The 24,990-nt window shown below is 70.4% G+C and carries 23 protein-coding genes and 1 riboswitch; of the genes, 14 read left to right on the top strand and 9 right to left on the bottom strand.

Annotated elements, in window-relative coordinates; genetic code table 11:
* Nucleotides 1–131 precede the first annotated feature (131 nt).
* Nucleotides 132–815 (bottom strand): transglycosylase family protein, encoded by a 684-nt coding sequence (locus IH26_RS0112950; RefSeq protein ID WP_030436416.1) that lies wholly within the window; start codon nt 813–815, stop codon nt 132–134.
* A gap of 1 nt (nt 816) precedes the next feature.
* A riboswitch (cyclic di-AMP (ydaO/yuaA leader) is annotated at nt 817–976 on the bottom strand.
* A gap of 226 nt (nt 977–1,202) precedes the next feature.
* Between IH26_RS0112950 and IH26_RS0112955 the strand changes: the two genes are divergently transcribed.
* A complete protein-coding gene (locus IH26_RS0112955; protein WP_030436417.1) occupies nt 1,203–2,429 on the top strand; it encodes a saccharopine dehydrogenase family protein in 1,227 nt (408 codons plus the stop codon).
* 164 nt (nt 2,430–2,593) lie between these two features.
* Here IH26_RS0112955 and IH26_RS0112960 read toward each other — a convergent pair whose 3' ends face one another.
* Nucleotides 2,594–3,223: a TetR/AcrR family transcriptional regulator gene (locus tag IH26_RS0112960; protein WP_245665152.1), complete on the bottom strand. Its 630-nt coding sequence runs from the start codon at nt 3,221–3,223 to the stop codon at nt 2,594–2,596.
* Nucleotides 3,224–3,314: 91 nt separating this feature from the next.
* Here IH26_RS0112960 and IH26_RS0112965 point away from each other — a divergent pair, with 91 nt between their 5' ends.
* From IH26_RS0112965 to IH26_RS0112975, 3 genes are all read left to right on the top strand, one after another.
* Nucleotides 3,315–3,923, top strand: a complete 609-nt coding sequence (locus IH26_RS0112965; protein ID WP_034214987.1) for a GNAT family N-acetyltransferase — start codon at nt 3,315–3,317, stop codon at nt 3,921–3,923.
* Nucleotides 3,924–3,960: 37 nt separating this feature from the next.
* On the top strand, nt 3,961–5,058 hold the full coding sequence (locus IH26_RS0112970; protein WP_030436420.1) for a winged helix DNA-binding domain-containing protein: 1,098 nt from the start codon (nt 3,961–3,963) through the stop codon (nt 5,056–5,058).
* A 165-nt stretch (nt 5,059–5,223) separates the two neighbouring features.
* The gene (locus tag IH26_RS0112975) at nt 5,224–5,523 is read left to right on the top strand and encodes a DUF3040 domain-containing protein (protein ID WP_030436421.1); all 300 of its coding nucleotides are present in this window, start codon (nt 5,224–5,226) and stop codon (nt 5,521–5,523) included.
* Between the two features lie 140 nt (nt 5,524–5,663).
* On the opposite strand, the gene IH26_RS0112980 is transcribed toward IH26_RS0112975, so the two are convergent.
* From IH26_RS0112980 to IH26_RS0113000, 5 genes are all read right to left on the bottom strand, one after another.
* Nucleotides 5,664–6,902: a bifunctional glycosyltransferase family 2/GtrA family protein gene (locus IH26_RS0112980; protein WP_030436422.1), complete on the bottom strand. Its 1,239-nt coding sequence runs from the start codon at nt 6,900–6,902 to the stop codon at nt 5,664–5,666.
* Nucleotides 6,903–7,037: 135 nt separating this feature from the next.
* Entirely contained in the window at nt 7,038–9,074 is a 2,037-nt protein-coding gene (locus IH26_RS0112985) for an ArnT family glycosyltransferase (RefSeq protein ID WP_030436423.1), read from the bottom strand.
* 33 nt (nt 9,075–9,107) lie between these two features.
* Nucleotides 9,108–10,187 (bottom strand): 3-deoxy-7-phosphoheptulonate synthase, encoded by a 1,080-nt coding sequence (locus tag IH26_RS0112990; protein ID WP_030436424.1) that lies wholly within the window; start codon nt 10,185–10,187, stop codon nt 9,108–9,110.
* Nucleotides 10,188–10,373: 186 nt separating this feature from the next.
* Nucleotides 10,374–11,945 carry a sensor histidine kinase gene (locus tag IH26_RS0112995; RefSeq protein ID WP_051808064.1) on the bottom strand — a complete coding sequence of 524 codons (1,572 nt, stop codon included), beginning with the start codon at nt 11,943–11,945 and terminating at the stop codon, nt 10,374–10,376.
* Nucleotides 11,923–12,660 (bottom strand): response regulator transcription factor, encoded by a 738-nt coding sequence (locus IH26_RS0113000; protein WP_030436426.1) that lies wholly within the window; start codon nt 12,658–12,660, stop codon nt 11,923–11,925. Before IH26_RS0113000 ends, IH26_RS0112995 begins: the two co-directional genes overlap by 23 nt.
* A gap of 222 nt (nt 12,661–12,882) precedes the next feature.
* Between IH26_RS0113000 and IH26_RS0113005 the strand changes: the two genes are divergently transcribed.
* Nucleotides 12,883–13,200 (top strand): RCC1 domain-containing protein, encoded by a 318-nt coding sequence (locus IH26_RS0113005; RefSeq protein WP_084598815.1) that lies wholly within the window; start codon nt 12,883–12,885, stop codon nt 13,198–13,200.
* On the opposite strand, the gene IH26_RS0113010 is transcribed toward IH26_RS0113005, so the two are convergent.
* Nucleotides 13,187–15,283: a hypothetical protein gene (locus IH26_RS0113010; protein ID WP_245665154.1), complete on the bottom strand. Its 2,097-nt coding sequence runs from the start codon at nt 15,281–15,283 to the stop codon at nt 13,187–13,189. The two genes, IH26_RS0113005 and IH26_RS0113010, sit on opposite strands and share 14 nt — an antisense overlap.
* A 139-nt stretch (nt 15,284–15,422) precedes the next feature.
* Between IH26_RS0113010 and IH26_RS0113015 the strand changes: the two genes are divergently transcribed.
* Nucleotides 15,423–15,794, top strand: a complete 372-nt coding sequence (locus tag IH26_RS0113015) for a tetratricopeptide repeat protein (protein ID WP_030436429.1) — start codon at nt 15,423–15,425, stop codon at nt 15,792–15,794.
* A gap of 10 nt (nt 15,795–15,804) precedes the next feature.
* Entirely contained in the window at nt 15,805–16,092 is a 288-nt protein-coding gene (locus IH26_RS0113020) for a Smr/MutS family protein (protein WP_030436430.1), read from the top strand.
* A gap of 99 nt (nt 16,093–16,191) precedes the next feature.
* Here IH26_RS0113020 and IH26_RS0113025 read toward each other — a convergent pair whose 3' ends face one another.
* The gene (locus IH26_RS0113025) at nt 16,192–18,558 is read right to left on the bottom strand and encodes a M28 family peptidase (RefSeq protein ID WP_030436431.1); all 2,367 of its coding nucleotides are present in this window, start codon (nt 18,556–18,558) and stop codon (nt 16,192–16,194) included.
* Between the two features lie 76 nt (nt 18,559–18,634).
* Between IH26_RS0113025 and IH26_RS0113030 the strand changes: the two genes are divergently transcribed.
* From IH26_RS0113030 to IH26_RS0113060, 7 genes are all read left to right on the top strand, one after another.
* The gene (locus tag IH26_RS0113030) at nt 18,635–18,970 is read left to right on the top strand and encodes a hypothetical protein (protein WP_030436432.1); all 336 of its coding nucleotides are present in this window, start codon (nt 18,635–18,637) and stop codon (nt 18,968–18,970) included.
* A gap of 76 nt (nt 18,971–19,046) precedes the next feature.
* On the top strand, nt 19,047–20,249 hold the full coding sequence (locus IH26_RS0113035) for a PP2C family protein-serine/threonine phosphatase (protein ID WP_030436433.1): 1,203 nt from the start codon (nt 19,047–19,049) through the stop codon (nt 20,247–20,249).
* Nucleotides 20,246–21,847: a sensor histidine kinase gene (locus tag IH26_RS0113040; RefSeq protein WP_030436434.1), complete on the top strand. Its 1,602-nt coding sequence runs from the start codon at nt 20,246–20,248 to the stop codon at nt 21,845–21,847. The genes IH26_RS0113035 and IH26_RS0113040 overlap by 4 nt, the downstream gene beginning before the upstream one ends.
* Nucleotides 21,844–22,299: a response regulator gene (locus IH26_RS0113045; RefSeq protein WP_030436435.1), complete on the top strand. Its 456-nt coding sequence runs from the start codon at nt 21,844–21,846 to the stop codon at nt 22,297–22,299. Before IH26_RS0113040 ends, IH26_RS0113045 begins: the two co-directional genes overlap by 4 nt.
* Nucleotides 22,292–23,101, top strand: coding sequence for an inositol monophosphatase family protein (locus tag IH26_RS0113050; RefSeq protein WP_030436436.1), 810 nt, complete (start codon nt 22,292–22,294; stop codon nt 23,099–23,101). Before IH26_RS0113045 ends, IH26_RS0113050 begins: the two co-directional genes overlap by 8 nt.
* 9 nt (nt 23,102–23,110) lie before the next feature.
* The gene (locus tag IH26_RS0113055) at nt 23,111–23,881 is read left to right on the top strand and encodes an SDR family NAD(P)-dependent oxidoreductase (RefSeq protein WP_030436437.1); all 771 of its coding nucleotides are present in this window, start codon (nt 23,111–23,113) and stop codon (nt 23,879–23,881) included.
* A 62-nt stretch (nt 23,882–23,943) separates the two neighbouring features.
* Nucleotides 23,944–24,957 carry a coiled-coil domain-containing protein gene (locus tag IH26_RS0113060; protein WP_051808066.1) on the top strand — a complete coding sequence of 338 codons (1,014 nt, stop codon included), beginning with the start codon at nt 23,944–23,946 and terminating at the stop codon, nt 24,955–24,957.
* The last annotated feature ends 33 nt before the right edge of the window (nt 24,958–24,990 follow it).

A 24,990-nucleotide genomic window follows, 5' to 3' on the forward strand; every position in this document is an offset into this window, starting at 1 on the left:
GCGCGCCCGCGCCGAACGCGCGCGGGGTCGAACGCGCGCCCGCGCCGAACGGCGGCCGCGGGCGGTGGGGATGCGGCCCGGCCACCTCGGAGGTTTCCGGGGGGACAGGCAACCGGGCCGCACGAGGTGGATCAGAGAGTGATCCGCTGACCGGGGAAGATCAGGTTGGGGTCGCTGACGGTCTTGCTGTTCAGCTGGTAGAGGGTGTGCCAGCCGCCGCTGATGTGGTTCGTCGTGGCGATGGCCGACAGCGTGTCGCCGGAGCGGACGACGTAGGTGTTACCGGTGGCCTTCACGGCCGTCGAGCGGGTGACCTTGTGGGCCGTGGTCGACTTCTTGGCCGACTTGTGGGTCACCGACTTGGACTTGTGCGTCGACGACGTGTGTGAGGCGGACTTGTGCGACTTCGAACCGCTCGTGTTGGTGCCCTTGTAATGCTTGGACGAGCCGCCCTTCTTGCCGCACACCGGCCACGCGCCGATGCCCTGACCGCGGAGCACCTTCTCGGCGATCGCGATCTGCTCGGAGCGGCTGGCCTTGTTGGCGGTGGGGGCGTATTTGGTGCCCCCGTAGGCCCGCCACGTGCCCTTGGTGAACTGCAGGCCGCCGTAGAAGCCGTTGCCGGTGCTGATGCCCCAGTTGCCGCCGGACTCGCACTGCGCGATCGCGTCCCAGTTCACACTGGACGCCTGCGCCGCGGAGGCCGGGCCGAGCAGGGCTGCTGTGCCCGCAACGCCGGCGGCCGTGAGGCCGATCGCGAGACGGGCGTGCTTGCGCACCCGCGACGTGCGGGCATGCTTGCGGATCTGTGCCATGACAGAGAAACCTCCACGCCTGCGAGGTCAGCTGTCGGGTTCGGACGGAGTTGCCCGGCCGCCATCGTGCGGCTTCACCCCGAGGCGCGCGAACCGCGCGCCGAGGAACGTTTGGGTCCCCCGCTCCCTGCCACGGGTTCGATGTCCGGCGGGCGGTGGCAGGGACTCGGCGTTCCACCCGCGGTGCCCGCCATCGCGGGACCGGCCGACGGTAACCACGGGCCGGCGAGAACGACCAAGCTCAGAGCGAGAAAGGTGACGTTGTTCTCATCAATTGACCTATTTGATCTTGCTTTATGTCAAGAATGACCGATAGGTAAGCATCTCGAATTACCGATCGGTAACTTGTCCGGCCGGAGCGCGAAACCTGATGGAGAATCGGCAGCCATGAGCGATCACGACATCGTCGTCTACGGCGCCTCCGGCTTCGTCGGAGAACTGGTGGCGAAGTATCTGGCCGAACACGCCCCGGCCGGCACGCGCATGGCCCTCGCCGGTCGCTCCGAGGCCAAACTCGCGCAGGTCAAGCAGCGACTCGGGGTCGATTGGCCGATCCTGGTGGCCGACGCCGCCGACGCGCCCGCCCTTCAGAAGATCGCCGCGGCGACCCGGGTTGTGATCACCACGGTCGGACCGTACGCGAAATACGGCAAAGCGCTCGTGCAGGCGTGTGCCGCCGCCGGAACCGACTACGTCGACCTCACCGGCGAGGTGCTGTTCGCCCGGCAGAGCATCGACGACAACCACGAGTTGGCCCGCACCACGGGCGCCCGAATAGTCCATTCGTGCGGCTTCGACTCGATCCCGTCGGACATCGGTGTGCACGTGCTCGACCAGCAGGTGAAGGCCGACGATGCCGGCGAGCTCACGGATACCACGCTGGTCGTCACGAGCATGCGTGGCGGCGTCAGCGGCGGCACGATCGACTCGATGCGGCACCAGCTCGACGTGGTGAAGAACGACGGCAAGCTGCGCCGGGTCGCCGCCAGTCCCTACTCCCTGAGCCCCGATCGAGCGGCCGAGCCCGACCTCGGCCGGCAGGACGACACGGCCACGCTGTCCGGCCCGGAGGTCCACCCCCGACTGCGGGGAACGCTCGCCCCGTTCTTCATGGCCTCCTACAACACCCGGGTGGTGCGCCGTAGCAACGCGCTGCGCGGCTGGACGTACGGGCGGAGCTTCCGCTACCGCGAGGCGATGAGCGTGGGCGCGTCTCCGCTGTCGACGGTGTTCGCGCAGGCCACTCGGCTTGGCCTCGGCGTGCTGATGATCGGTCTGTCGCTGCCGCCGACCCGGTACGTCCTCGACCGGGTGCTGCCCAAGCCGGGGGAGGGCCCGGACGAGAAGTCGCGGGAGAGCGGCCACTTCACGATCGATGTGTTCGGCATCACGACGACCGGTGCCCGCTACACCGCGCGGGTCCGGGCCAAGGGTGACCCGGGCTATGCCGCCACCGCGGTCATGCTCGGCGAGTCGGCGTTGACCCTGGTCCACGACCGCGACGCGCTGCCGTCGTCCGAAGGCGGCGTGCTGACCCCGGCGACCGCGCTCGGCGATGCGCTGGTGGCCCGCCTGCGAGCCGCCGGAATGGAGATCAGCGCGAAGAAGAGCTGACCGGACGACAGATCCCCCGGGCGCAGGCCAGCCGGGCGGAGCTGTGCGGCGACGAGCCCGATGGAGGGCGGCCGCGGCGGAGCTGAGCGGCGACGAGCCCGATGGAGGGCGGGCGCGGCGGAGCTGAGCGGCGACGAGCCCGATGGAGGGCGGGCGCGGCGGAGCTAGGCGGCGACCAGTACGGCCTGGCAGTACGCGGCCAGGTGGTCGGCGAGTTGGTCGAGGTCGTCGGTCATGCCGCGGGACAGCCAGTCGATGATCACCTCGCTCAGGCCGGCCACGAGCGCGAGCAGCATTCGCTCGTACCGAGTCTGGTCCTGAGGATCAACACCCAACTGGCGCAACATGCCCGCCAGGAACTGCGCGTCCTTGCGCAGCACGCCTCGGCGCCGGGTCTCCATCCGGGGCGCGTTGATGTAGATCACCTGTGCCCGCTCCGGGTTGGCGCGCAGCATGGTGAGCAACTGGTGCACCGCCGGTCGCAGCATCTCGTCGAGGGTGACCGGCGTCTCCGGCATGATCGAGAAGACGCCGGCGAGCAGCCACTCGTTCTGCTCCTTGTGCAACGCTCGCACCAGATCTTCACGATCGACGAAGTGCTCGTAGAAGTAGCGTTTCGACACTCGTGCGCCGGTGCAGACCTCCGCGACCGTGACCTCGTCGTAGTCGCGCGTCCCGAACAACTGCAGCGCCGATGTGAGGATCCGGTCACGCCGATCGGTCGCGCGTTCCTGGCGGGATCGACCGCCATAATTCTCGCCCCGCCGGGTCGCGATCGCAGTCCGCTCGTCCACGAGATCACGGTAGGCCCCCGCCGATAGGACGCACCCATCGGGAGACATGACCTACTGGCTTGAATTGGGTTCATTCGGGCAGGATCAAGTCGTGGCCGCCCGCCGTCTTCCCTTCCCGCTCGTGCTCACGGGCGACGGCATTGTCCTGCGCGACTGGCGGACGGAGGATCTCGACGATCTCATCGACCTTCTGGACGACCCGGACATCGCCCGCTGGACGCCGATGCCGTCGCCGTTCGACCGTGAGGCGGGTTTCGCCTATCTCAAGCGCGCCCACCAGGGCCGGATGACCGGTCAGCGCCTCCAACTCGCGATCACCGAACGCGGCGGCCGCCCGCTCGGCGAGGTCCTGCTCTTCGGCATCGACGCCGGCCTCCGCGAGGCGGAACTGGGCTATCTGGTGGGCGCGCGCCATCGCCGGCGCGGGCTGGCCGCGGCGTCACTTTCCCTTCTTTCCGGGTACGCCGGGACCACCCTCAAACTCAGTCGCCTGCTGCTGCGGATCGACCCCGCGAACACGGCGAGCACCGCGGTGGCGCGTCGCTGCGGCTACACGCTCACCGGCGAGCCACCGATCCTCCAGGTCGGCCCGCACGGCCCGAGCAGCCTGGACACCTGGGAACAGGTCACCGGCCACCCCGGCAGCCGCCTTGATCGACTGAAAAATGTCGCAGCCCGGCGGTACGGTCGTCGCACGTAGAAATCGCACCTGGAAATGGGCAAGGGCAGGAGGTGTCATGGTCAGCGTCGACCGTGCACAGGTGATGGCGTTCCGGGTGGCCGCCCTCGGCCTGGCCGAGCGAGGCAATGGGCGCCCGGCCGATCTGCCGGTGCTCGACCTGGGCGTGCAGGAGTACATGCCCGGTTCCCAGCGGGTCGCCCTCGCCGCGCGCACCTCCGCCGGCCTCGACGACGATCGGCTGATCACGGTCTGGGCCGCTCGCGGCGCGCCCCACCTGCACCGCCGCGCCGACCTCGCGGCCCTGGTCAAACAGCTGTGGCCGGTCGGCGACGCCGATGCCGCCGCCCGGATCAAGAGCGGCCAGATCCCCGACGCCGCGCGCCTCGGGGTGGCCGCGTTCACCGCGACCGCGGCCGCGTTTCGCCAGGTGGTGACCGATTCGATGCCGCGCGGCGTGGTGAGCACCGAGGTGACCAAGCGGGTGCCGCGCGAGCTGACCTACGACTGCCGCACTTGCGGCACCCGACACGTCTCCGGCGGCGTCTGGCAGCATGCCGGCTTGGCCGGCGGCGTCCAGGTCGAGTCGCGCGGCCGCGACGCGACGCTCGGCCCGATCCCCGACGCGCCGCCTCAGCCCGAGGAGAACGAGGGCATCGCCGACCTGATCACGACCTATCTGCGCCTGCTCGGCCCGGCGACCCCCACCGAGTTGGGGAAGTATCTGGGCACCACGACCGCCGAGATGAAACGCGTCTGGCCCACGAGCGGCCTGGCCGAGGTCAAGGTCGACGGTCGTAAGGCGTGGCTGCCCGAGTCCTCGGTGGACGGTCTGATCAAGGCGGCGCCGCCCGAGGGGGTGCGGCTGCTGCCCGGGATGGATCCGTTGCTCCAGGCCCGCGATCGTGACCTGCTGATTCCCGACCGGGCGCAGCAGAAGGAGGTGTGGCGCATCCTGGGCAACCCGGGCGTGCTGCTGCTCGACGGCGAGATCCTCGGCGTGTGGCGGGCCAAGGCGGTCGGCCGTAAACGAGTCGACCTCACCGTCACGTCGTTCGTTCCGTTGCCGGCCGCTCGCCGGAAACAGATCGAGGCCGAGGCAGCCGAGGTAGCTCGCGGTCGCGACGTGCCCGAGGCCACCGTCACGATCGACTGATGGGCCGCAGCACCGAGCGCCACCGGTAGGGGTAAAGCGTGCGCCGGGCGGGAACTGGCATCCGGCGGAGGTATCACTAAGGCAACGGGCGAGTAACAATGAGATAGATCGAGATGATGCTCGCTCGATCGCGGCTAGGCCGGTGCCCACCGGAGGTGACGACACATGCTGAGCAGGGAAGACAACCAGCGGCTGGCGGAACTCGAACGCCAGCTCAGGCGCGAGGACCCGGAGTTCTGCGCCCGCATGACCGACGGCATGGCCCATCCGTTATCGCGCCGAGAGCCTCGCCGGGGGCCGGTGCTGTCCCTGCTTCTCATCGCTGTCGTCCTCTGGGCGGCCGCGATCACGCTGGCCGTGCTCGGCTGGTGGATCGCCGCCGTGATCACGGCCGTGCTCGCCACCAGCGCGACCTCCGTGTTGACCTTCCACCTGATCCGCCGCCGCCACACCGACTCCGCCTGACCGAGCGACTCCGCCACGACCCGCGGCCCGAGAGCATAGGAAAAGGCGGCGCCGAGTGGGGTTTCGGCGCCGCCTTTTCGGTGGGCTGATCTGTGCTGGGAAGATCCCGCGAGGCGCCCCCGCATCGCGGGCAGCGAAGATCAGGCCCGGGCGCGGGAACCTCGGCGGGAGCGGAACACCCAGATGCGCAGCATCAGGAAGCGGACCGCCGTGGCCAGCAGGTTTGCCAGGATCAGGACGGCCAGCTCGACCTTCTTGGCCGGGTGTGTGCTGATCGCGTCGAGCAGGGCCAGCGAGCCGCTGGTGAGGGCCAGGCCGATGCCGAAGACGATCAAGCCTTGGGCCTGGTGGCGTACGGCGCCGTCGTTGCCGCGGACACCGAAGGTCACCCGCCGGTTCACCGCGGTGTTCGCGATCGCGGTGACCAGCAGGGCGACCAGGTTTGCCCACTGCGGACCGACGGCGGTGCGCAGGACGGCGTACAGGATCAGGTAGGCAAGCGTGCTCGCCACCCCGACCGCGGCGAAACGGATCAGCTGGCCGGTGAGGCCGGCGGGCACGCCGGCCACCGGCAGCGGGTTGCGCCCCAGCTGTTCCCGCAGCGTCGCCAGCGGCAGCCGGCCCGAGCCGAGCGCCCGTAGCAGCCGCGCGATGCCCTTGAGGTCGGCGACCGCGGTCGACACGATGTCCACCCGGCTGTCCGGGTCGTCCACCCAGTCGACCGGCACCTCGTGGATGCGCAGGCCGGCCCGCTCGGCCAGCACCAGCATCTCGGTGTCGAAGAACCAGCCGGTGTCCTCGACCATCGGCAGCAGCCGCTCGGCCACGTCGCCGCGGATCGCCTTGAAGCCGCACTGCGCGTCGGAGAAGCGGGCCGACAGCGTGCCCCGCAGGATCAGGTTGTAGCTGCGCGAGATGAACTCCCGCTTGGCCCCGCGCACCACCCGGGACCCGCGGGCCAGGCGCGAGCCGATCGCCAGGTCGGAGTGCCCGGAGATGAGCGGCGCCACCAGCGGAAGCAGCGCGCCCAGATCGGTGGAGAGATCGACATCCATGTACGCGAGGACCGCCGCGTCCGAGTTGATCCACACGTGCTTCAGGGCCCGGCCCCGGCCCTTCTCCGCCAGGTGCACCGACGCGACGCCGGGCAGTTCCCGGGTCAGCCGCCGGGCCACGTCGGCGGTCGAGTCGGTGCTCGCGTTGTCGGCGATCGTGATCCGGAACCGGTACGGGAAGTGTGCCGACAGGTACGCGTGAAGGCGCCGCACGCACGGCTCGAGGTCGATCTCCTCGTTGTACACGGGGACAACCACGTCGAGCACCGGGGCGTCGATCCGGGCCGGGTTGGCGTCGTGCGATGCCAGCGTCTCAAGACTCATGTCGTATAAATTCGCTGCCGCAACTGGGGGCCACGTAAGGCGGTCCTGTGCCGGTCCTGTGAGTCTGTTTTCCGGGGTGTGACGCACGGGTGGGCGGCACCCTCGGCCGGGTGCCGCCCACTGTTCGTGAGTAAATCAGGAGGTGGGAGACGTCAGGTCATAGACGGTCGTGTTGCCGACGGTCTTGGCCGTGAAGTTCTGCGACACCCACTGGGCGATCTGCGAGCTGTCGTTGCTGCCGCCGGTGTTGCTGCCGCCCATGCCGCGGCCGGTGCCGCTGCCGATGAAGTAGTGGATCTTCCCCGCGGCCACGTACTGCTTGAACTGGGCGAGTGTGGGGGAGGGGTCGGTGCCGTTGAAGCCGCCGACCGCCATCACCGGGTCGCTGGTGGCCAGCTGGTAGCCGGACGCGTTCTGCGAGCCGATCGCGGCCGCCACCCACGTGTACTTCGAGGCGTCGGCCTGCAGCAGGGTCTTCATCTCGTCGCTGACCGTCGCGGCGTCGAGGAGACCACCCATGCCGCCACCGCCACCGCGCATACCCCCGCCGCCAGGAAAGCCGTTCTGCGTGGTGGTTCCGTTCTGAGTGGTCCCGCCTCCGTTGTTGCCGCCGCCGGGGAAGCCGCCACGACCACCGAACCCGCCGCCGCGACCGCCGAACCCACCGCCGCCCGGGCCACCTCCGCCACCGGGCCCGAAGCCGGTGGACGGTCCGGCCGACGGGATCGACCCGGTGTGCGCCTGGGATGCGGTCTGCACCGCGTACGCCGAAGGTCCCGCAAGCACCGCGGCCAGAGCAGCCCCCGCCGAAAGCATCCCGATCTTCGCCGACAGGCGCTGGGTCGCCAGGACGCCGGCCGCCGCGGCCAGCCCGCCGATCAGCACCACCCAGCGCAGCCACGGCAGGAAGTCCGAGCTACGAGCCAGCAGGTGGTAGCACCACCACGCGCTGACCGTGATCGCCGCGGCCAGGGTCGCCGCGGCCGCGATGTTCCGCCGGGCCCGCCACAGCATGACCGACCCCATCCCCACCACCGCGCCCACGGCCGGCGCCAGCGCCACCGTGTAGTACGCGTGGAAGATGCCCTGCATGTAGCTGAACACCAGCCCGGTGCCGACCAGCCAGCCGCCCCACAGCACGAGCGCCGCCCGCTGCCGGTCGGTGCGCAGCCGCGGCGCGGTCAGCACCAGCCCCGCCACCAGCACGATCAGCGCGCCCGGGATGAGCCAGGAGATCTGCCCGCCCTGCGAGCTGTCGAACATCCGCAGCAGCCCGGTCTCACCCCAGCCGCCACCTCCACCGCCACCGCCGACGCTGCCCGTCTCGTCGCCGGAGAGCCGGCCCAGCCCGTTGTAGCCGAGGGCCAGTTCGAGCAGGCTGTTGTTCTGCGAGCCACCGATGTACGGCCGGTCGGCCGCCGGCACCAGCTCGACGATCGCGATGTACCACCCGGCCGAGACCACCAGCGCGAGCCCGGAGATCACCAGCTGGACGATCCGCTTGCCGAGCTTCGGCGGCCCGGCGATCAGGTACGCGAGGGCGAAGGCCGGCACCACGAGCAGCGCCTGGAGCATCTTGGCGAGGAAGCCGAACCCGACGAACGCCCCGGCCAGCGCGAGCCACTTGGTGGACCCGTTCTCGATGGCCCGGGTGGTCGCCCACGCGCCGGCCACCATCATCAACACCAGCATCGCGTCGGGGTTGTTGAACCGGAACATCAGCACCGCGATCGGGGTGAGCGCCAGCGTCGCACCGGCGATCAGACCCGCGGCCGGGCCGAACCAGCGCTTGACCGTGGCGTACAGCAATCCGACGCTGGCCACGCCCATCAGCGCCTGCGGCACCAGGATGCTCCAGGAGTTGACCCCGAAGATCCGGGCGGAGAGCGCCATGATCCATAGCGCGCCGGGTGTCTTGTCCACCGTGATCGCGTTGGCCGCGTCGGACGAGCCGTAGAAGAACGCCTTCCAGCTCACCGAGCCGGCCTGGGCCGCCGCCGAGTAGAACGCGTTGGCCCAGCCGGACTTGTTCAGCCCCCAGATGTAGAGGACGCCGGTGAGCAGCAGCAGGGCGATTACCGAGGGCCGCACCCACGCGGGATCGCGGCGGCGAGCAGGCGCCTCGGGTACCGGGGCAGCCGCCACCGGTGGGGCGGGGAGCGTCGAGGTCATGGGTCAACTCTCGACGCGCCCGCTGTCGGGTCTTTATGCCGTCGCTGTGCGCCGGCTGTGAGCTGCCGTGGCCAGTTTCTCCAGCACCTGGACGGTCGGCTCCCAGCCCATGCAGGCGTCGGTGACCGATTGACCGTACGTCAGCTCGCCGCCCAGATTCTGCCGGCCCGGGACGAGGAAGCTCTCCAGCATGACGCCGCTGATGCCACGCTGGCCGTCGGCGACCTGACCGGCCACGTCGTCGGCGACGAGCGGCTGGCGGAGGTGGTCCTTGTTGCTGTTGCCGTGCGAGCAGTCGATCACCAGGCGCTCCGGCAGCTCGGCCTTGCGCAGCAGCTGGAGCGCACCCTCGACGTCCTCGGCGCTGTAGTTCGGCCGGCCGGCGCCGCCGCGCAGCACCAGGTGGGTGTCCGGGTTGCCGGCGGTGTGCAGGATCGCCGGGGTGCCGGAGTAGTCGATGCCGGGGAAGACGTGCGGGACAGCGGCGGCCTGGATGGCGTCGACCGCGGTGCTGATGCTTCCGTCGGGACGGTTCTTCATGCCGATCGGCATGGAGAGACCGGAGGCCAGCTGCCGATGGACCTGCGATTCGACCGTACGGGCACCGATCGCCCCCCAAGCCACGGTGTCCGCGATGTACTGCGGCGTGATCGGGTCGAGGAACTCGACGGCGGTCGGCAGGCCGCGCCCGACGATCTCGAGCAGCAGCTTGCGGGCGATCCGCAGGCCGGTTCCGACGTCGCCGGTGCCGTCCAGGGCCGGGTCGTTGATCAGGCCCTTCCAGCCGACCGTGGAGCGCGGCTTCTCGAAGTAGACGCGCATCACGATCAGCAGGTCGTCGGCGAGCCGGTCGGCCTGCTCGCGCAGCAGTCCCGCGTACTCGCCGGCGGCGGCCGGGTCGTGCACCGAGCACGGGCCGACCACGACGAGCAGGCGTGGATCTCGGGCGTTGAGCACGTCCTCGACCTGGCGCCGGCCGTCGAGCACGTTGTCGTGCAGGTCGGCGGTCAGCGGCAGCTCGTGGTGCAGCAACGCGGGGCTCATCAGCGGGACGACGGCGGCGATGCGCTGGTCACGTACGCGCTGAACCTCGGGGATGGTCACGTTCTTCATCTCCTCAGCCGGCACCCGTGGCGAGAGCCGGCTTTGCTCGGGGCAAACAAAAAGGCAGCGACGACGTCGCTGCCTCGGGCCGGCTCTGGCTGGTGTCTCAGGTCATGCGGTGACAACCGAGGCACCGGCGTGAGCCGGCCCGGTAAACCACCGATAGGTCCAAGACACGTCCGCAAGCATAACGTGTCATCGGGCCCGCGGCGCTATCTGGGCGAACTGACCAGTTGTTGGGACGATCGCCGGAGGTCCGAGCGGCAGGACGACCGTGAAGATCGTCTGACCCGGGACGCTCTGCACGGACACGTGACCCTGGTGCGCGGTGACCACGGCGTGCACGATCGACAGGCCGAGACCGGTGCTGCCGGCCGCCCGGGAGCGGGAGCTGTCGCCGCGGGCGAACCGCTCGAAGATGTGCGGCTGCAGCTCGGGCGGGATGCCCGGGCCGCCGTCGATGACGTGCACCACGGCCGCCTCGCGGTCGGCCCGCACCGACACCGTGACGGTGGTGCCCTCGGGCGTGTGCGTACGCGCGTTGGCCAGCAGGTTCGCCAGCACCTGGTGCAGCCGCGCCCCGTCGCCGATCACCATGACCGGCTCCTCGGGCAGGTCCAGCTGCCAGTAGTGGCGCGGCCCGGCGGCGTGCGCGTCGCTGACCGTGTCGACCGCGAGCATGGTGAGGTCGACCGGGTCGTGCGCGAGCGGCCGCCCCGCGTCCAGCCGGGCGAGCAGCAGCAGGTCCTCGACCAGCATGGTCATCCGCTTGGCCTCGGACTCGACCCGGTTCAGCACATGCGCGATCTCGTCCGAGATCGGCGCCCGGCTGCGGCGGCTGAGCTCGGCATACCCGCGGATGGCGGCAAGCGGCGTGCGCAACTCATGGCTGGCGTCCGCGACGAACTGGCGCACCTGCATCTCACTGGCGTGCCGGGCCTCGAGGGCGTTGCCGACGTGGTCGAGCATCCGGTTGAGAGCCGCCCCGACCGCCCCCACCTCGGTACCGGGATCGGTGTCCGCCTCCGGCACCCGCTGCGCAAGCTGCACCTCCCCCCGGTCCAGCCGCAACTCAGAAACCCGCGTGGCGGTAGCCGCCACCCGACCCAACGGCCGCAGCGTGCCTCGCACGATGAACGCCCCGGTCCACCCCGCGATGACCAGGGCGATCAGCACCGCACCACCGGTGACGAGGGCAACCGACACCAACACCCCGTTGGTGGGCCCGAGGGGCAGTCCGGTCACTACGATGTTGCCGGATTCATCTTGGTCCGCGACGACGCGATACTCGCCGATAGAGCCGAGGTTGACGTTGTGTGGGTGACCGTCGACAGTCACCGACTTCAGCGCGGTCTTTGCATCGTCCTGTAGTTCGTCCGCGTTCAGCGTGAGGTCGCCACGGAGGATGCCGCCATAGATGATCGTCTTGTCGGTCGACGACAACTCGGCCATCACCGTCCCAAGCTGGACGCCGTTGGGCGGCCCGCCGCTGGGGAAGTTTTTCCGAGGGTGCGGTTCCCCCGGCCCGTCGTCCTGATTGTTGAAGAGACCATGGGAGCGGCGCTGGGCGTCAGTCAGGTTGGCGTCGAGCTGGGTGTACAGCCGTTGACTCAGGAAGATCTCGGCGGTCGCGCCGACCACCAGGCCGAGCGCGGTGAGCAGCACGATGATGATGGCGACGATGCGGGTGCGCAGCGGCCAGCCCGCTGGGGAGCGCCAGCGGGCGGGACGGTTCACGGCCTTCTCAGTCAGCGGGCTTGAGGACATAGCCGGCCCCGCGCATGGTGTGGATCATTGGTGCCCGTCCCGCGTCGATCTTCTTGCGCAGGTACGAGATGTAGAGCTCGACCACGTTGGCCTGGCCGCCGAAGTCGTAGTTCCACACCCGGTCGAGGATCTGGCTCTTGCTGAGCACCCGGCGGGGGTTGCGCATCAGGTACCGGAGCAGCTCGAACTCGGTCGCGGTCAGGGTGACCAGGTCGCCGCCGCGGCGGACCTCGTGGCTGTCCTCGTCGAGCGACAGGTCGCCGACCACCAGCTGCGAGTCGGTACGCAGCGGGGAGTGGCCCATCCGCCGCATCAGGCCGCGCAGCCGGGCCACCACCTCCTCGAGGCTGAACGGCTTGGTCACGTAGTCGTCGCCGCCGGCGGTGAGGCCGGTGATCCGGTCCTCCACCGAGTCCTTCGCGGTCAGGAACAGCACCGGGACCTCGGGCGACTCGCCACGTAGCCGGCGCAGCACCTCAAGGCCGTCGATGTCGGGCAGCATCATGTCGAGGATGACGGCGTCGGGACGGAACTCGCGGGCGGTACGCACGGCGGTCTGTCCGTCACCGGCACTCTTCACATCCCAGCCCTCGTAGCGCAGCGCCATCGAGAGCAGCTCGGCCAGCGTGGGCTCGTCGTCCACCACAAGGACTCGAACCGGGCCACCGTCAGGGCGGCGAAGTTCGGTGCCGGATTCTGCATTCGCCATCGTCATGCCCCTACTTTCCCGGGTCACGCTTTGCGCCGCCTTTTCGATTCCTGTGTAGCACCTGTGACCCCGGCACACAGGGGGCCCGGAGAATCGGCACAGCGGGATCACACCGTACGTGTCGATCGTGGTGGCATGACGCAGACGAGGGTGGCCGCGATCTCGAAGGGGCCGCCGATGAGCGTGTCCTAGGCCCCTAAAGCGGGATAAAACGCCCATAATGGTTGCATGGGGATGATGCGTCGAGTACTGGCGATCTTGGCCGTGGTCGCGACGCTCTTCCTGGCCGCGCCCGCGCCGGCGACGGCGGACAGTTGTGATGGACTGTGCCGCGACCGTCTGGTCCAGGTCGGCCTGCAGGGCAAGGTCGTGCAACTGGTCGCCGACGGGGACAGCACCTGTGCGCTGACCGAGGCCGGCGACGTCTACTGCTGGGGCGCGGATGAGGGCAAAGCAAGACCGGCGCACAACCCACTCCTGCTGATCACCCTCGGCGCGCTGCTCGTGGCCGGCGGCACCACGCTGCTGATGCTCAGCCGCCCGTGACCGACAGCGCCGCGTCCCGGAACTGGGACGCCCCCGACTTGATCCGCTCGGTGTAGCCCGGCACGGTCCAGATGTTCCAGGTCACCTGCCCGACCGCCTGATCGGTCCCGGAAGCCACGAACGACACCCGGACCCCCGGGCTGGTCTGAAAGGTCAGCTTGCCCGACCGGGGGACGCCGATCTCGCGCGACGACGGGTCGGCGAACGCCAGCAGGGCCCACGGCACCCGTACGGTCAAATGGTCTTTGTCGAGATGCCACAGGGCCAGGCTGTCGGTGTCGAAGTCGCCGGAGCGCAGCAGGCCGGCGTTCTGCAGCTGGATCGGCTTGGCCGGATCGGTGAGCAGCTCGAACGGGCGCCATCCGGGTGGCGCCGGACCGCGCTGGGCGTCCGGCACGTCCGCGTCCAGGGGCAGCGGATCGAGCTGGTCCCGTACGTACGCCTGCCCGGTTTGTCCGATGAGATTCAGCGCGAAGACCGCGTCCGGACGGCGGTCGGCACTCCCGGGCATCGGCGTCCCGGTGAGGCTGGGCAGCACGTCGAAGCCGATCTGCAGCGACCCGGGCGGCGAGTTGCCGAGCTTGATGTCCAGGTGCAGATAGCTCTCGTCGATCGTGGCGCGCACCTGGCGGGCGGGCCACGCGCCGTCCGTATCCAGCAGCGTCGAAGACTCGCCGAGCGGCCCAGGATCGGTGGCCAGCAGCCCGAAGTGCTGCTCATTGGTGAGCGGGTCGTGCCACAGCTGGCGGCGGCTCGCGTCCTGGTGGGTGATCGTGTTCCAGGCCAGTCGGTACCACTCGTCGGCCCACTCGAAGAGGAACCCGCCGGCCATCCCCTCCTCCTTGATCTCCCGCAGCAGCTCGCCGTCGATCCGCATCGCCTCGGCCTCGCTGTGTTCGCCCTGGTCGCGGCCGAGCGGCCCGCTGTGCGCCGAGCCCAGCGAGGACGGCACGCCGAACTCGGTGATCATCGTGGGCATCGTCGCGTGGTGCTCGTGCAAGGCATTCAAATAGGCCGCGTACGGGTCGCCGTTGCGCAGATCCGGCTCGCGCTGCAGAAAGTCCGGGTAATAGGGGAACGCGTGGTAGCTGGCGAACGTGCCGGCCGGCCAGTTCTCGGTCGGCGCCACATGGTTCGCGTCCAGCTGATACAGGTCCTCCTGGGGGAGCGGCTCCTGCGGGTGCCGCAGCGGGTCGGTGGTCGGCCAGTTGACAAAGGCGATCGGCTCGCTCAGCCCCCGCGCCGCCTGATAGCGGGCCAGCTCGTTCATCCGCGCCGCCAGCCACCGCTCGGTCGGGTTCGCGCCCTCGGTGCTGCGGAAATACCGGCCGGACACCGGCTTGGCGTCCCGGTTGCGCCGGTCCGAGACCTTCAGCGCGTACGGGTCGAACTCGGTCCCGATGATCCACCCGGCCAGCCACGGGGTCACGTCCGTGTCCCAGGCGCCGTCCGACGTGTCGAGATCGCCGGAGATCGCCTTCGCCGCGTCGCTCAGCTCGGCCGCGAAGGCCCGGGTGACCTGCTTGTCATACAGATTCTTCCGGGCGATGTACGCGTCGTTCGGCAGCGCCACCCCCTGCATGAGGTAGAGCGGCCGGTCCGGGTTCGCCCGGTTGTACTCGGCCAGCTGCGCGTAGAACGCCGGCCGGTGGACGGTGTAGATCCGTACCACCCGGATGCCCAGCTGACCCATCGCCGCGAACCACGCCCGGTACTGCGCCGCCGAGATCGACGGGTCGCCCGGCACGTGCCCCGGCGTCGTGTCGCCCAGATCGACCCCGGGCAGGAAGGTCTGCGCGCCGGAGGCGGTGTGCAGCACGAACTGCTGCCCGTCGGTGCCGGCCACCATCCGTAATCCGGCCGCGGTGACCGGCGCCGGCGTCCACGGCCGCCCCGACGGCGCCGACGGGAGGTCCCGCATCCCGGCGATCAGGAAGGCCGGCGAGCGCAGCGCCGGCGACGGACTGCCGCCCGCGAGCATCAGGCACAGCACGAGGGCGAAGACCCCGACCGTGCCGGCCCGGACCCGTCCGAATCGTGGACGGCTCGGAACGGTCACCACATGACTCGGAAAGTCCCCCACCCAGGCATTGTCGGGCGCGGAAGTTGCCGAATGCGGGGATTTGTCGGGAAGCTTGGAACGCCGGAACACTCGCAGTTGGCCGCATGTTGTGCCAGCGTTGGTGTTTGCCGGGCCGGGCGCGAGCGTGGGGAGCGTGCACGTGGATCTTCTCGATGAGTACCGCAGAGCCAACTTCTTCTTCGAGTCCGGTGACCCGCTCGGCGCGTCCCGCCTGCTCGAGCCGATCGTCGAGGCCGAGCCGCAGAACACCGCCGTACGGCAACTGCTGGCCCGCGCGTACTTCAACTCCGCGCAGTTAGCCGGCGCCGAGGCCCAGCTCAGGACCCTGATCGAGCATGATCCATCGGACCACTACGCGCACCACGTGCTCGGCCGGACCCTGGAGAGGGCCGGCCGAATCCGTGAGGCGCTGCCGCACCTGCGGCTCGCGGCCGCGATGAAGCGGCACCCCGACTACGACGAAGCCGTCCGCCGGGCCGAGGAATGGCTCGGCAAATCCGAACACGCATAGGATTTCCCAGGTGAAACTCAAGCTCGACCTGCATGACATCTTCAACAAGGGTCACGAGATCGACCGTGCCCTGCGCGGCATCATCGACGAGGCCATCGAGAAGAAGGCGGCGATGGTCGAGATCATCCCGGGCAAGGGCAGCGGCGCGCTGAAGAAGAAGGTGCTGCGCTTCCTCGACCAGCGCGAGATCAAGCAGCTGTACCACCGCGTGGAGAAGGACGGCGACAACTGGGGCCGTCTCTTCGTCCACTTCCGCCACGACGCCCCCACCGGCCGCCGCGGGAGAGGCCGGAGCTAGCTGGCGTCGCCTCCGGCGCCGCGGGCGATCGCCCCTCACCAGCGGGGCGATCGCGGGCCGTTCCCTGATACGGGGCACCCCGGAAATATGTGGTCTCGGCTACAGCGTGTAGGTCTTGGCGACTGCCAGGAGCTCGCTGGAGTGGGAGCCGAGGATGCCGACGCCGGGCGGCCGGGTGTGGAAGCCGGGGAGCGCGGTCAGCCCGTCGCTGCCGTCCATTGCCCGGAACTTGACCGGCCCGGTCGTCTTGACGGTCAGCGTGATCTCGACGCCCGCGGACGGCGGTGCGTTGAAGACGAAACCGAAGCCCCATGGCCCGCCGGCCTTGGCGGTCGTCGGCACGTCGCGGCCGCCGATCTTGGCCGCGGTGACCGGCACGCTCGCCGCGACGTGCAGCGTGGTGAACCGGACCGGCCGCTGGGGCTGCAGCCGGAGCTTCAGCACCCGGCTGTCACCCGACCGGGTGTCCGACTCCAGGGTGAGTTTCGGGGCGGGCAGGTCGAAGGGCTGGGCCGGGCCGGTGCGCAGCTCCTCCGGCCCGAACACCGGCAGCGTCGCGGTGACCCGGTGCGGGCTGCCGGAGACGTACTGCGACGTCCATTTCTGCACCTTCGGCTCTTTGCTCAGCCACTGTGCGGTGTTGTTGTCGGTGTCCAGCGCGTACATCAGGTGCGTGGGCGACGGATGCGCGGCGTCGAACCGGTCGACCGAGAGGCCCACCGCGGCGCAGAGCACCGTCGCGAGCAGCGCGACCAGGGCTGGCGTGGCGCCGCGCCGGCGGGCACTCAGCGCCTCGAGCCCGCGCTGGCCGCCGCCGACCGGGTGGAGCAGCTCGATCACCGGGAGCAGGGCCAGGCCGAGCAGTACCGCCAGGAACGCGCCGACGCCGGCCATCGGCATGCCGAGCGCCGGGAACAGCATGATCACCGTGGGCAGAAGGACGATCACCGCGACCGCGCCGCCCACCGTGATCGCCAGCGCCGACCACCAGCCGCGAGTAAGCAGGGCCACGATGCCGGCCGCCGCGCCGGCCAGGGCGGGCACGGCGCCCAGGTAGGAGCCGCCGGGCATGACGGCGGCGAGGGCCAGGCCCAGCACGGCCAGCCAGCCGAGGCCGGCGACGGCGAGTGCCACCGGCCCGGCCCGCCGGATCCGGTGGAACCAGCCGTACCAGGCGAACAGCACGGTCGCGGTCAGGGCGAGCACGCCGACCCGATACCACTCCGGGCGGTACGGGTCGATCGGCAGCGCCGCGTACCCCGGGCGGATCAGCTTGAGCACCAGCCAGAACACCTGGGCCAGCAGCGGCGCCACGACGATCGGCGCGAGCGTGGCCAGGAACCCGCCGGCCAGTTTCCGGCCGCTGGTCAGGCCCCGCCGCCGGGCCAGCCAGCCGAGCCCGACGACGGCGACCGGGGCCAGCCCGGCGAGCGGCCAGACCAGCTCGCCGGGGTAGCGGACCAGCAGGCCGGGCGCGGGGAAGTAGGTGGCGTCGTCGGACGACTTCAGGGTGGCCAGGTCGCGGCCGCCGAGCTCCCGGGTCACCGCGAGGGCGTTGTCGCCGTGGTGCTGGAGACTGTCGAGATCCATCGAGGAGGGCAGGTCGGTGGGCGCGTGGTAGACCGCCGCGCCGTCGATGTACGCCGAGTTCAGCCCGGTGAACCCGGACTCCCGGAACGGGGTGAAGTCGGTGTCGTTGGGCAGCAGCCGGTAGATCTCGACCGCGAACGACGTGCCGACCGGGTGCGGCGCGTGCGCGTACACGTCGACCAGCGCGCGGTTGTCCGCCGCGGTCTCGAACATGATCGCCGGGCCGCTGCTGCCCCGGGCCTCCAGGTTGAGCACTATTCCGCGAGGCTGATCGGGCAAGCTCTGCGCCAGCGGGTTCTGGTCGACGAACGCCTTCGCGCCGCAGAGGCACGCCTCCTCGCCGTCGGTGAGCACCAGCACCACGTCGTTGCGCAGGCGGGGGCCGCTGGTCAGTTCGCGGGCGATCTCCAGGATCGCCGCCACGCCGGCCGCGTCGTCATTGCCGCCCGGGCCGGTCTGCACCGAGTCGGTGTGGGCGACCAGAAAGATGCGGCCGGTGGAGGCGGTGCCGGGGATGACGGTCACCACATTTCGCACGCGGGCGAGGCTGATGCCGCCCTCACTGGCGGCGAGCTTGCCGCCCTCGACCGACACCGCGTCCTGAACCTGCGGTGACAGGCCGAGGCTGCGCAGCACCGAGACCAGGTGGTCGCGCACCTCGTCCTGCGCCTCGCTGCCGACCGGGTGCGGCCGGGTGGCGATCGCCTCGATGTGCTGGAACGCGCGGGCGGCGCTGAACCCGGTGGCCCCGGCGCCCTGCGCGGCCGGCGGGCGCACCGACCAGATCGCCGCGAACCCGGCCAGCGCCAGGATCGCCACCGAGGCAATGGCGGCGACGGCCCGGCGGACACCGGTGACGAGAGCGGCATCAATCATGGGTGACATCTAAGCGCTTGGGTACGACACCCGGGTAGGCGAAAGATCCTTTCCGGCGTGGCATAGCGTTGTCGGGGTGAGCACGCCGTTCGACCCTGCCGCCGTGATCGCGCAGTTCATCGACAACGTTGCCCCATATGACCCGAATCCCGAGGCCGCCCCGGTGGCCGTTGTCGGGGTGCGTACCGCCCTCGGCGAGGGCGTCTTCGCGCTCAGCGACCACGTGATCCGCGCGATGTGCCGGGCGCTGGAGTCGTACCACGACCCGGAGGACCGCGGGACCTGCGTCGGCTGCGGCAGCCGCCGGCTCGACGAGAACCTGCACTGCCCCGATTGCGGGCAGCTGCACGGCATCCTCGGACAGGTCATCGCCGAGCACGCGCGCCGCGTCGCCGCCGAGGATCCGACGTGAGATTCGCCGAGTTGTGCGGCCGCCGGGTGTGGTACACCATCGTCGAGTCCGGTCGAGCAAAGAGTGGGGTCACGGCATGACGGAACGGTCGGTCGCCCCGCGCGCCCAGACCAATTCCGTGGCGAGCCAGGAGCGGCTGCGCGTCCTGCTCGTCGAGGACGACGAGGGCGATGCCTTCCTCGTGCGCGAGCTGCTGCATGAGGCGGAAGCGCCGTTCGACCTCCAGGTCGCCACCACGCTGCGCGAGGCGACCACCAAGATGCGCGGCACCCAGTGCGTCCTGCTCGACCTGGGGCTGCCCGACGCCGAGGGCATCGACGGCCTGCGCAAGCTGCTCGCGGTCGCCGGCAGCGCCGCGGTCTGCGTGCTGACCGGCCGCTCCGACGAGCACCTGGGCGTCGCCGCGGTCGGCGAGGGCGCGCAGGACTACCTGGTCAAGGGCCAGGTCGACGGGGTGCTGCTGACCCGTTCGCTGCGCTACGCGGTCGAGCGCAAGCGTGCCGACGAGAACGCGCAGCGCCTGCGCGAGGTCGAGCTGCGCCAGGCCGAGTCGGCCCGTCTCGAGCGCGGCCTGCTGCCCCAGCCGCTGATGTCGACCGCCGCGGTCGGGGTGCACACCTTCTACCGCTCGGGCCGGGCGATGGGCCTGCTCGGCGGCGACTTCTTCGACGTGGTCCAGGTCGGCGACGACCGGCTGCACGTGATCGTCGGCGACGTCTGCGGGCACGGCGTGGACGAGGCGGCGCTCGGCGTCGAGCTGCGGGTCGCCTGGCGGGCGCTGGTGCTCGCCGGAGTGCCCGACGACCAGGTGCTCGGCTCGGTCGAGCAGGTGCTGATGAGCGAGCGGCGAGCGCGTGAGGTGTTCGCCACGGTCGCCGCCGTGTCCTTCGACCTCGAGAGCAACAAGGCGACCGTACGCCTGGCCGGGCACCCGCCGCCGGTGCTGCTCTCGGGCGGGCGGGCCCGGCCGGTCGCCGCCAAACCGGGCATCGTCCTCGGCGTACGCCCCAAGCCGCCACCGCCCACCGAGCTGGAACTGACCGGCGACGCCTGGTCGCTGCTGCTCTACACCGACGGCCTGATCGAGGGGCACACCGGCGTGGGCACCGAGCGGCTCGACGTGGACGGGCTCTGCGGCCTGCTCGACGAGCCGGCCGCCCGCGAGGTGCCGCTGCCGGCCCTCCCGGCGTGGCTGGTCGGGCAGGCCGACCAGGCCAACGGCGGGCCGCTCGCCGACGACGTGGCGATGCTGCTGATCACCCACGGCGGCGGCCGATGAGCCGGCGCTGGCTCACCCTGCGCGGGTGGACCCTCCGCGCCCGGATCACCGCGCTCTGCGTCACCACCGGGATAGTGCTGAGCGCGCTGGCCGCCCTGGCCGTGATCACCGGGGCGCAGAACAACCGGCAGCTCGATGACGTGCTCAACCGGGCCAGCCCGATGCGGGCCGCGGGCGACTCGCTGAACACGGCGTATGTCGATCAGGAAACCGGCATCCGCGGGTACGCGATCACCGGTAACCAGGGCTCGCTGGACCCGTACCGCCAGGGCATCCGGGACGAGACCGCGAGCATCGCCGAGATCGAGGCGCAGCTGCACCCGGGCGACACCGCGATCCGCGACTCGCTCGAGACGGTGAAGCAGCGGGCCGCCGCCTGGCACCGCGAGGTCGCCGACCCGGTGATCGCCGCGGTCGACACCCAGGGTCCGGAGGCCGGGCGGGCGCTGATCAAGGCGGGCAAGACCGCCGACTTCGAGTCCCTGCGTACGGCCATCGCCGACATGCAGGCCAACATCCAGGTGCTGCGGGCCCGGTCGGCGGCCGCGGCGCGGAACTCCAGCCAGACCATGGTGGCGATCCAGATCGCCGCCGCCGCGATCATCATCCTGGCCGGGGCGGCCCTGCTCCTGCTGCTCGACCGCCTGGTCAGCCGCCCGGTCGTCGAGCTCGCCGAGCAGGTGCGGGCGGTCGCGGCCGGCCAGTACGACAAGCACATCGAGAGCGGCGGCTCGCCGGAGTTGGCCGTGCTCGCCCGCGACGTGGATGGCATGCGACGGAAGATCGCCGCGGAGCTGGCCGAGGTGCGCGAGGCCCGCAGCCAGATCGAGTGGGTGAACGACCAGCTCAAGCAGCAGACCGAGGAGCTCACCCGGTCCAATCGCGACCTCGAGCAGTTCGCGTACGTGGCCTCGCACGACCTGCAGGAGCCGCTGCGCAAGGTGGCCAGCTTCTGCCAGCTGCTGCAGCGGCGCTACGCCGGCCAGCTGGACGAGCGCGCCGACCAGTACATCGCCTTCGCGGTGGACGGCGCCCAGCGGATGCAGCGGCTGATCAACGACCTGCTGGCGTTCTCCCGGATCGGGCGGATCACGGCCGGGTTCACCGAGGTCGACCTGGGCCGGGTGCTCGCCGACGTGAGCTCCCAGCTGGAGGACCGGTTCGACGGGGAGGCCGAGGTCAGCTGGTCTGACCTGCCCACGGTGGAGGGTGAGGAGCCGCTCATCACCACCCTGTTCGTCAACCTGATCGGCAATTCGCTCAAGTTCCGCCGCCCGGGGGTCCCGCCGGTCGTGCGGGTGACGGCCCGCCGCGAGGAGGACGAGTGGGTGATCAACGTCCGGGACAACGGCATCGGCATCGAGGCCGAGTTCGCCGACAAGGTCTTCGTGATCTTCCAGCGGCTGCACGCGCGGGACGCGTACGAGGGCACCGGGATCGGGCTGGCTATCGTGAAAAAGATCGTCGAATACCATGGCGGACGGATCTGGCTCGACCTCGACGTCGAAGAGGGCACGTCGATCAACTTCACGCTTCCGGTGCTGCCGGGCGCGCCCGATCCCGCGCTCACTACGGAGAAGACGGAGGTCAACGCGTGACTGGTCCGACCCGAGCCGACGGCACGCCGATCGAGGTCCTGCTCGTCGAGGACGACCCGGGCGACGTGCTGATGACCCAGGAGGCGTTCGAGGAGCACAAGGTCCGCAACCGGCTCACCGTCGTCTCCGACGGCGCCGAGGCGCTGGCCTACCTGCGCCGCGAGGGTGAGTACGCGGAGGCCGTACGCCCCGACCTCATCCTGCTCGACCTCAACCTGCCGCGCCGGGACGGCCGCGAGGTGCTCCAGGAGATCAAGAACGACGACGAGCTGGGCCGCATCCCGGTCGTCGTGCTCACCACCTCGGCCGCCGACGAGGACATCCTGCGCAGCTACCAGTTGCACGCGAACGCGTACGTGACCAAGCCGGTCGACTTCGAGCGTTTCATCACGGTGATCCGGCAGATCGACGAGTTCTTCGTCAGCGTCGTGAAGTTGCCGCCGCGTGCTTGACCAGGTGGCCGAGCTCATCCGGGAGGTGGCCGCCACCGTCGTGCTGCCGCGCTTCCGGCACCTCGCCGCGGGCGAAATCCAGCAGAAGTCGCCGGGCGACGTGGTCACGATCGCCGATCAGGAGGCCGAGAAGGCGCTGACCCGCGGGCTGACCGCGCTGCTGCCCGGCTCGACCGTGGTCGGCGAGGAGGCGGTCGCCGCCGATCCGCGGGTGCTCGACCGGGTGCGTAACTCGGGCGCGGTGTGGATCGTCGACCCGGTCGACGGCACCAACAACTTCGCCGCCGGCAAGACGCCGTTCGCCGTGATGGTCGCGCTGGTCCAGGACGGTGAGCAGGCCGCGTCGTGGATCCTCGACGTGCCCGGTGATCACCTGACGGTCGCCGAGGCCGGTGCCGGGGCCTATCGCGACGGCGTACGCGTGAAAGCCCGGACGGACGATCCCGGCGCGAGCGAACTCCGCGGCGTGGTGGCCCGCAAGTACCTGCCGCCGCGGCTGCGGGAGATCGCCGGCGCGAACGCGCCCCAGCTCGGCGTGGTAACCGCCGGACACCACTGCGCCGGGTACGAGTATCCGGCCGTGGCCACCGACGAGCAGCAGTTCGCGCTGTTCTGGCGGATCCTGCCGTGGGACCACGCGCCCGGTGCGCTGATCATCCGGGAGTCCGGCGGCGTCGTCCGGCACCTCGACGGTTCCCCGTACCACCTGGCCAACAGCGAGCACGGCCTGCTCATCGCGCCCAACGATGACGTGTGGCACACCGTGCGCGACACGCTCTTCCCGGACGTCTCCGTCTTGTAAGTTCGCGCCGTGTCGTACCTCCATGAGGTTTTCGGTCTGCACGGTCGCACCGCGGTGGTGACCGGCGGAAGCTCCGGGATCGGCCGCGCGATGGCGATCGCGCTGGGCCGGGCCGGCGCCCGCGTGCTGTTGGTGGCCCGGCGCGAGGCGCCGATGGCCGAGGTGGTTGCCGAGCTGCGCGGCTTCGGCGCGGTCGGGCACGCGATCTCCGCGGATCTCGCCGACCGTGCGGCCGTCGCGGCCGTCATTGACAAGATCATTGGTGGGTACGGCGAACCCGACGTCCTGATCAACTCGGCCGGGGTGAACCGGCGCCCGCCGCTGGACGCCCTGACCGTCGACGACTGGGACGTGACGCTCGCCGCGAACCTCACCGCGCCGTTCCTGCTCGGCCAGGCGTTCGGCCCGCGGATGGCGGCCCGCGGCTGGGGACGGATCATCAATGTGGTCTCCCAGCAGGCGTTCCGGGCGTATGGGAACAGCGGGGCCTACGGCGCGGCGAAGGCCGGCCTGGTCGGGCTGACCCGGTCACAGGCCGAGGCATGGTCGCGGCACGGCGTCTGTTGCAACGCGATCGCCCCCGGAGTGGTGCACACGCCACTGACCGAACCGGTTTTCGCCGATCCGGCCACGGTGGCCCGGCACGCCGCCCGCACGATGATCGGCAGGAACGGCGTACCGGATGATTTTGGTGCTTGTGCGGTCTTTCTGGCGAGCGCCGCTGCCGTCGCGGTAACCGGCCAGACACTCTTCGTCGACGGCGGTTACTCGGCGACCTGAGCGACCTGCCGAGTCCCTTGACCTCGCGGTAAAGTCTCCGCGCTGACTCTTGGGAGGTATCCGTGGCGGCGGTGTTCCCGCGGCGACTCAGCGCTGTCCTCGCGCTGCTGATCGCCGCATCGGTGCTCTGGGTGGGCGGGGTTTCGTCCCCGGCGCTGGCCGACCCCGACGAGGGCGGCAGCAAGACGCTGTCCGACGCGCTCGAGTCGGCGGCGAAGGGCCAGGCCGACGCGATCCAGAAACTCAACGCCTCCAAGAAGCGGCAGGCCGACCTGCAGAACACGGTCAAGACGTCCCAGGCGTCGGCCAAGCAGCTGGAGGGTCAGGTCGGCGCGATCGTCAACCGGGCCTATCGACTGGGCCGCACCAGCACGATGTCCCTGCTGCTCAATTCGAGCTCGCCGGACGCGTTCCTGGAGCGGGCCCAGCAGATCGACATGATCGCCCAGCTGAACGGCAAGATCCTCCAGCAGTACCGGGACGACCTGAACGAGGCGCAGTCCGCCAAGGCCGCCGCCGACCAGGAGGTCGCCGAGCAGCAGAAGCAGGTCGCCGCGCTGACCAAGAAGAAGAAAGAGGCCGAGCTGGCCCTGGGCAGCGTCGGCGGCGGTGGCGCGGCCGGTGGCTTCGTCAGCGTGAACTCGCCGCTGGCCCAGCCCGCACCGCGCAACTCGGACGGCTCGTGGCCCAAGGAGTCGTGCACGGTCGACGACCCGACCACGACCGGCTGCATCACGCCGCGGACGCTGCACGCGATGCAGCAGGCGCAGGCGGCCGGCTTCAACCACTATGTGGCGTGCTTCCGGCATCAGGACAGCGGTGAGCACCCCAAGGGCCGGGCCTGCGACTTCGCGGCGCATTCGACCGGCTTCCTGGACGAGGCGGCGACCGGGGCGGACAAGACGTACGGGAACAATCTGGCCGCGTACTTCATCAAGAACGCGGACCGGCTCGGCGTCATGTATGTGATCTGGTATCGGCAGATCTGGATGCCCGGCACCGGGTGGAAGGCGTACAGCCCGCAGGGTGGGCCGGCGGTCGTGCACACGAACCACGTTCACCTGTCCATGCTCTAGTTAAACCGGACATATCGCCGTGCGGCGGTGACC

Source organism: Actinoplanes subtropicus, assembly GCF_000721705.1.
Classification (GTDB): Bacteria; Actinomycetota; Actinomycetes; order Mycobacteriales; family Micromonosporaceae; genus Actinoplanes; species Actinoplanes subtropicus.

Excerpts from the sequence above, each read along its gene's own strand:
- IH26_RS0112950 (WP_030436416.1), bottom strand. The coding sequence starts at position 815 with ATGGCACAGATCCGCAAGCATGCCCGCACGTCGCGGGTGCGCAAGCAC.
- IH26_RS0112955 (WP_030436417.1), top strand. The coding sequence starts at position 1,203 with ATGAGCGATCACGACATCGTCGTCTACGGCGCCTCCGGCTTCGTCGGA.
- IH26_RS0112970 (WP_030436420.1), top strand. The coding sequence starts at position 3,961 with ATGGTCAGCGTCGACCGTGCACAGGTGATGGCGTTCCGGGTGGCCGCC.
- IH26_RS0112975 (WP_030436421.1), top strand. The coding sequence starts at position 5,224 with ATGCTGAGCAGGGAAGACAACCAGCGGCTGGCGGAACTCGAACGCCAG.
- IH26_RS0112980 (WP_030436422.1), bottom strand. The coding sequence starts at position 6,902 with ATGAGTCTTGAGACGCTGGCATCGCACGACGCCAACCCGGCCCGGATC.
- IH26_RS0112985 (WP_030436423.1), bottom strand. The coding sequence starts at position 9,074 with ATGACCTCGACGCTCCCCGCCCCACCGGTGGCGGCTGCCCCGGTACCC.
- IH26_RS0112990 (WP_030436424.1), bottom strand. The coding sequence starts at position 10,187 with ATGAAGAACGTGACCATCCCCGAGGTTCAGCGCGTACGTGACCAGCGC.
- IH26_RS0112995 (WP_051808064.1), bottom strand. The coding sequence starts at position 11,945 with ATGTCCTCAAGCCCGCTGACTGAGAAGGCCGTGAACCGTCCCGCCCGC.
- IH26_RS0113000 (WP_030436426.1), bottom strand. The coding sequence starts at position 12,660 with ATGACGATGGCGAATGCAGAATCCGGCACCGAACTTCGCCGCCCTGAC.
- IH26_RS0113005 (WP_084598815.1), top strand. The coding sequence starts at position 12,883 with ATGGGGATGATGCGTCGAGTACTGGCGATCTTGGCCGTGGTCGCGACG.
- IH26_RS0113025 (WP_030436431.1), bottom strand. The coding sequence starts at position 18,558 with ATGATTGATGCCGCTCTCGTCACCGGTGTCCGCCGGGCCGTCGCCGCC.
- IH26_RS0113035 (WP_030436433.1), top strand. The coding sequence starts at position 19,047 with ATGACGGAACGGTCGGTCGCCCCGCGCGCCCAGACCAATTCCGTGGCG.
- IH26_RS0113040 (WP_030436434.1), top strand. The coding sequence starts at position 20,246 with ATGAGCCGGCGCTGGCTCACCCTGCGCGGGTGGACCCTCCGCGCCCGG.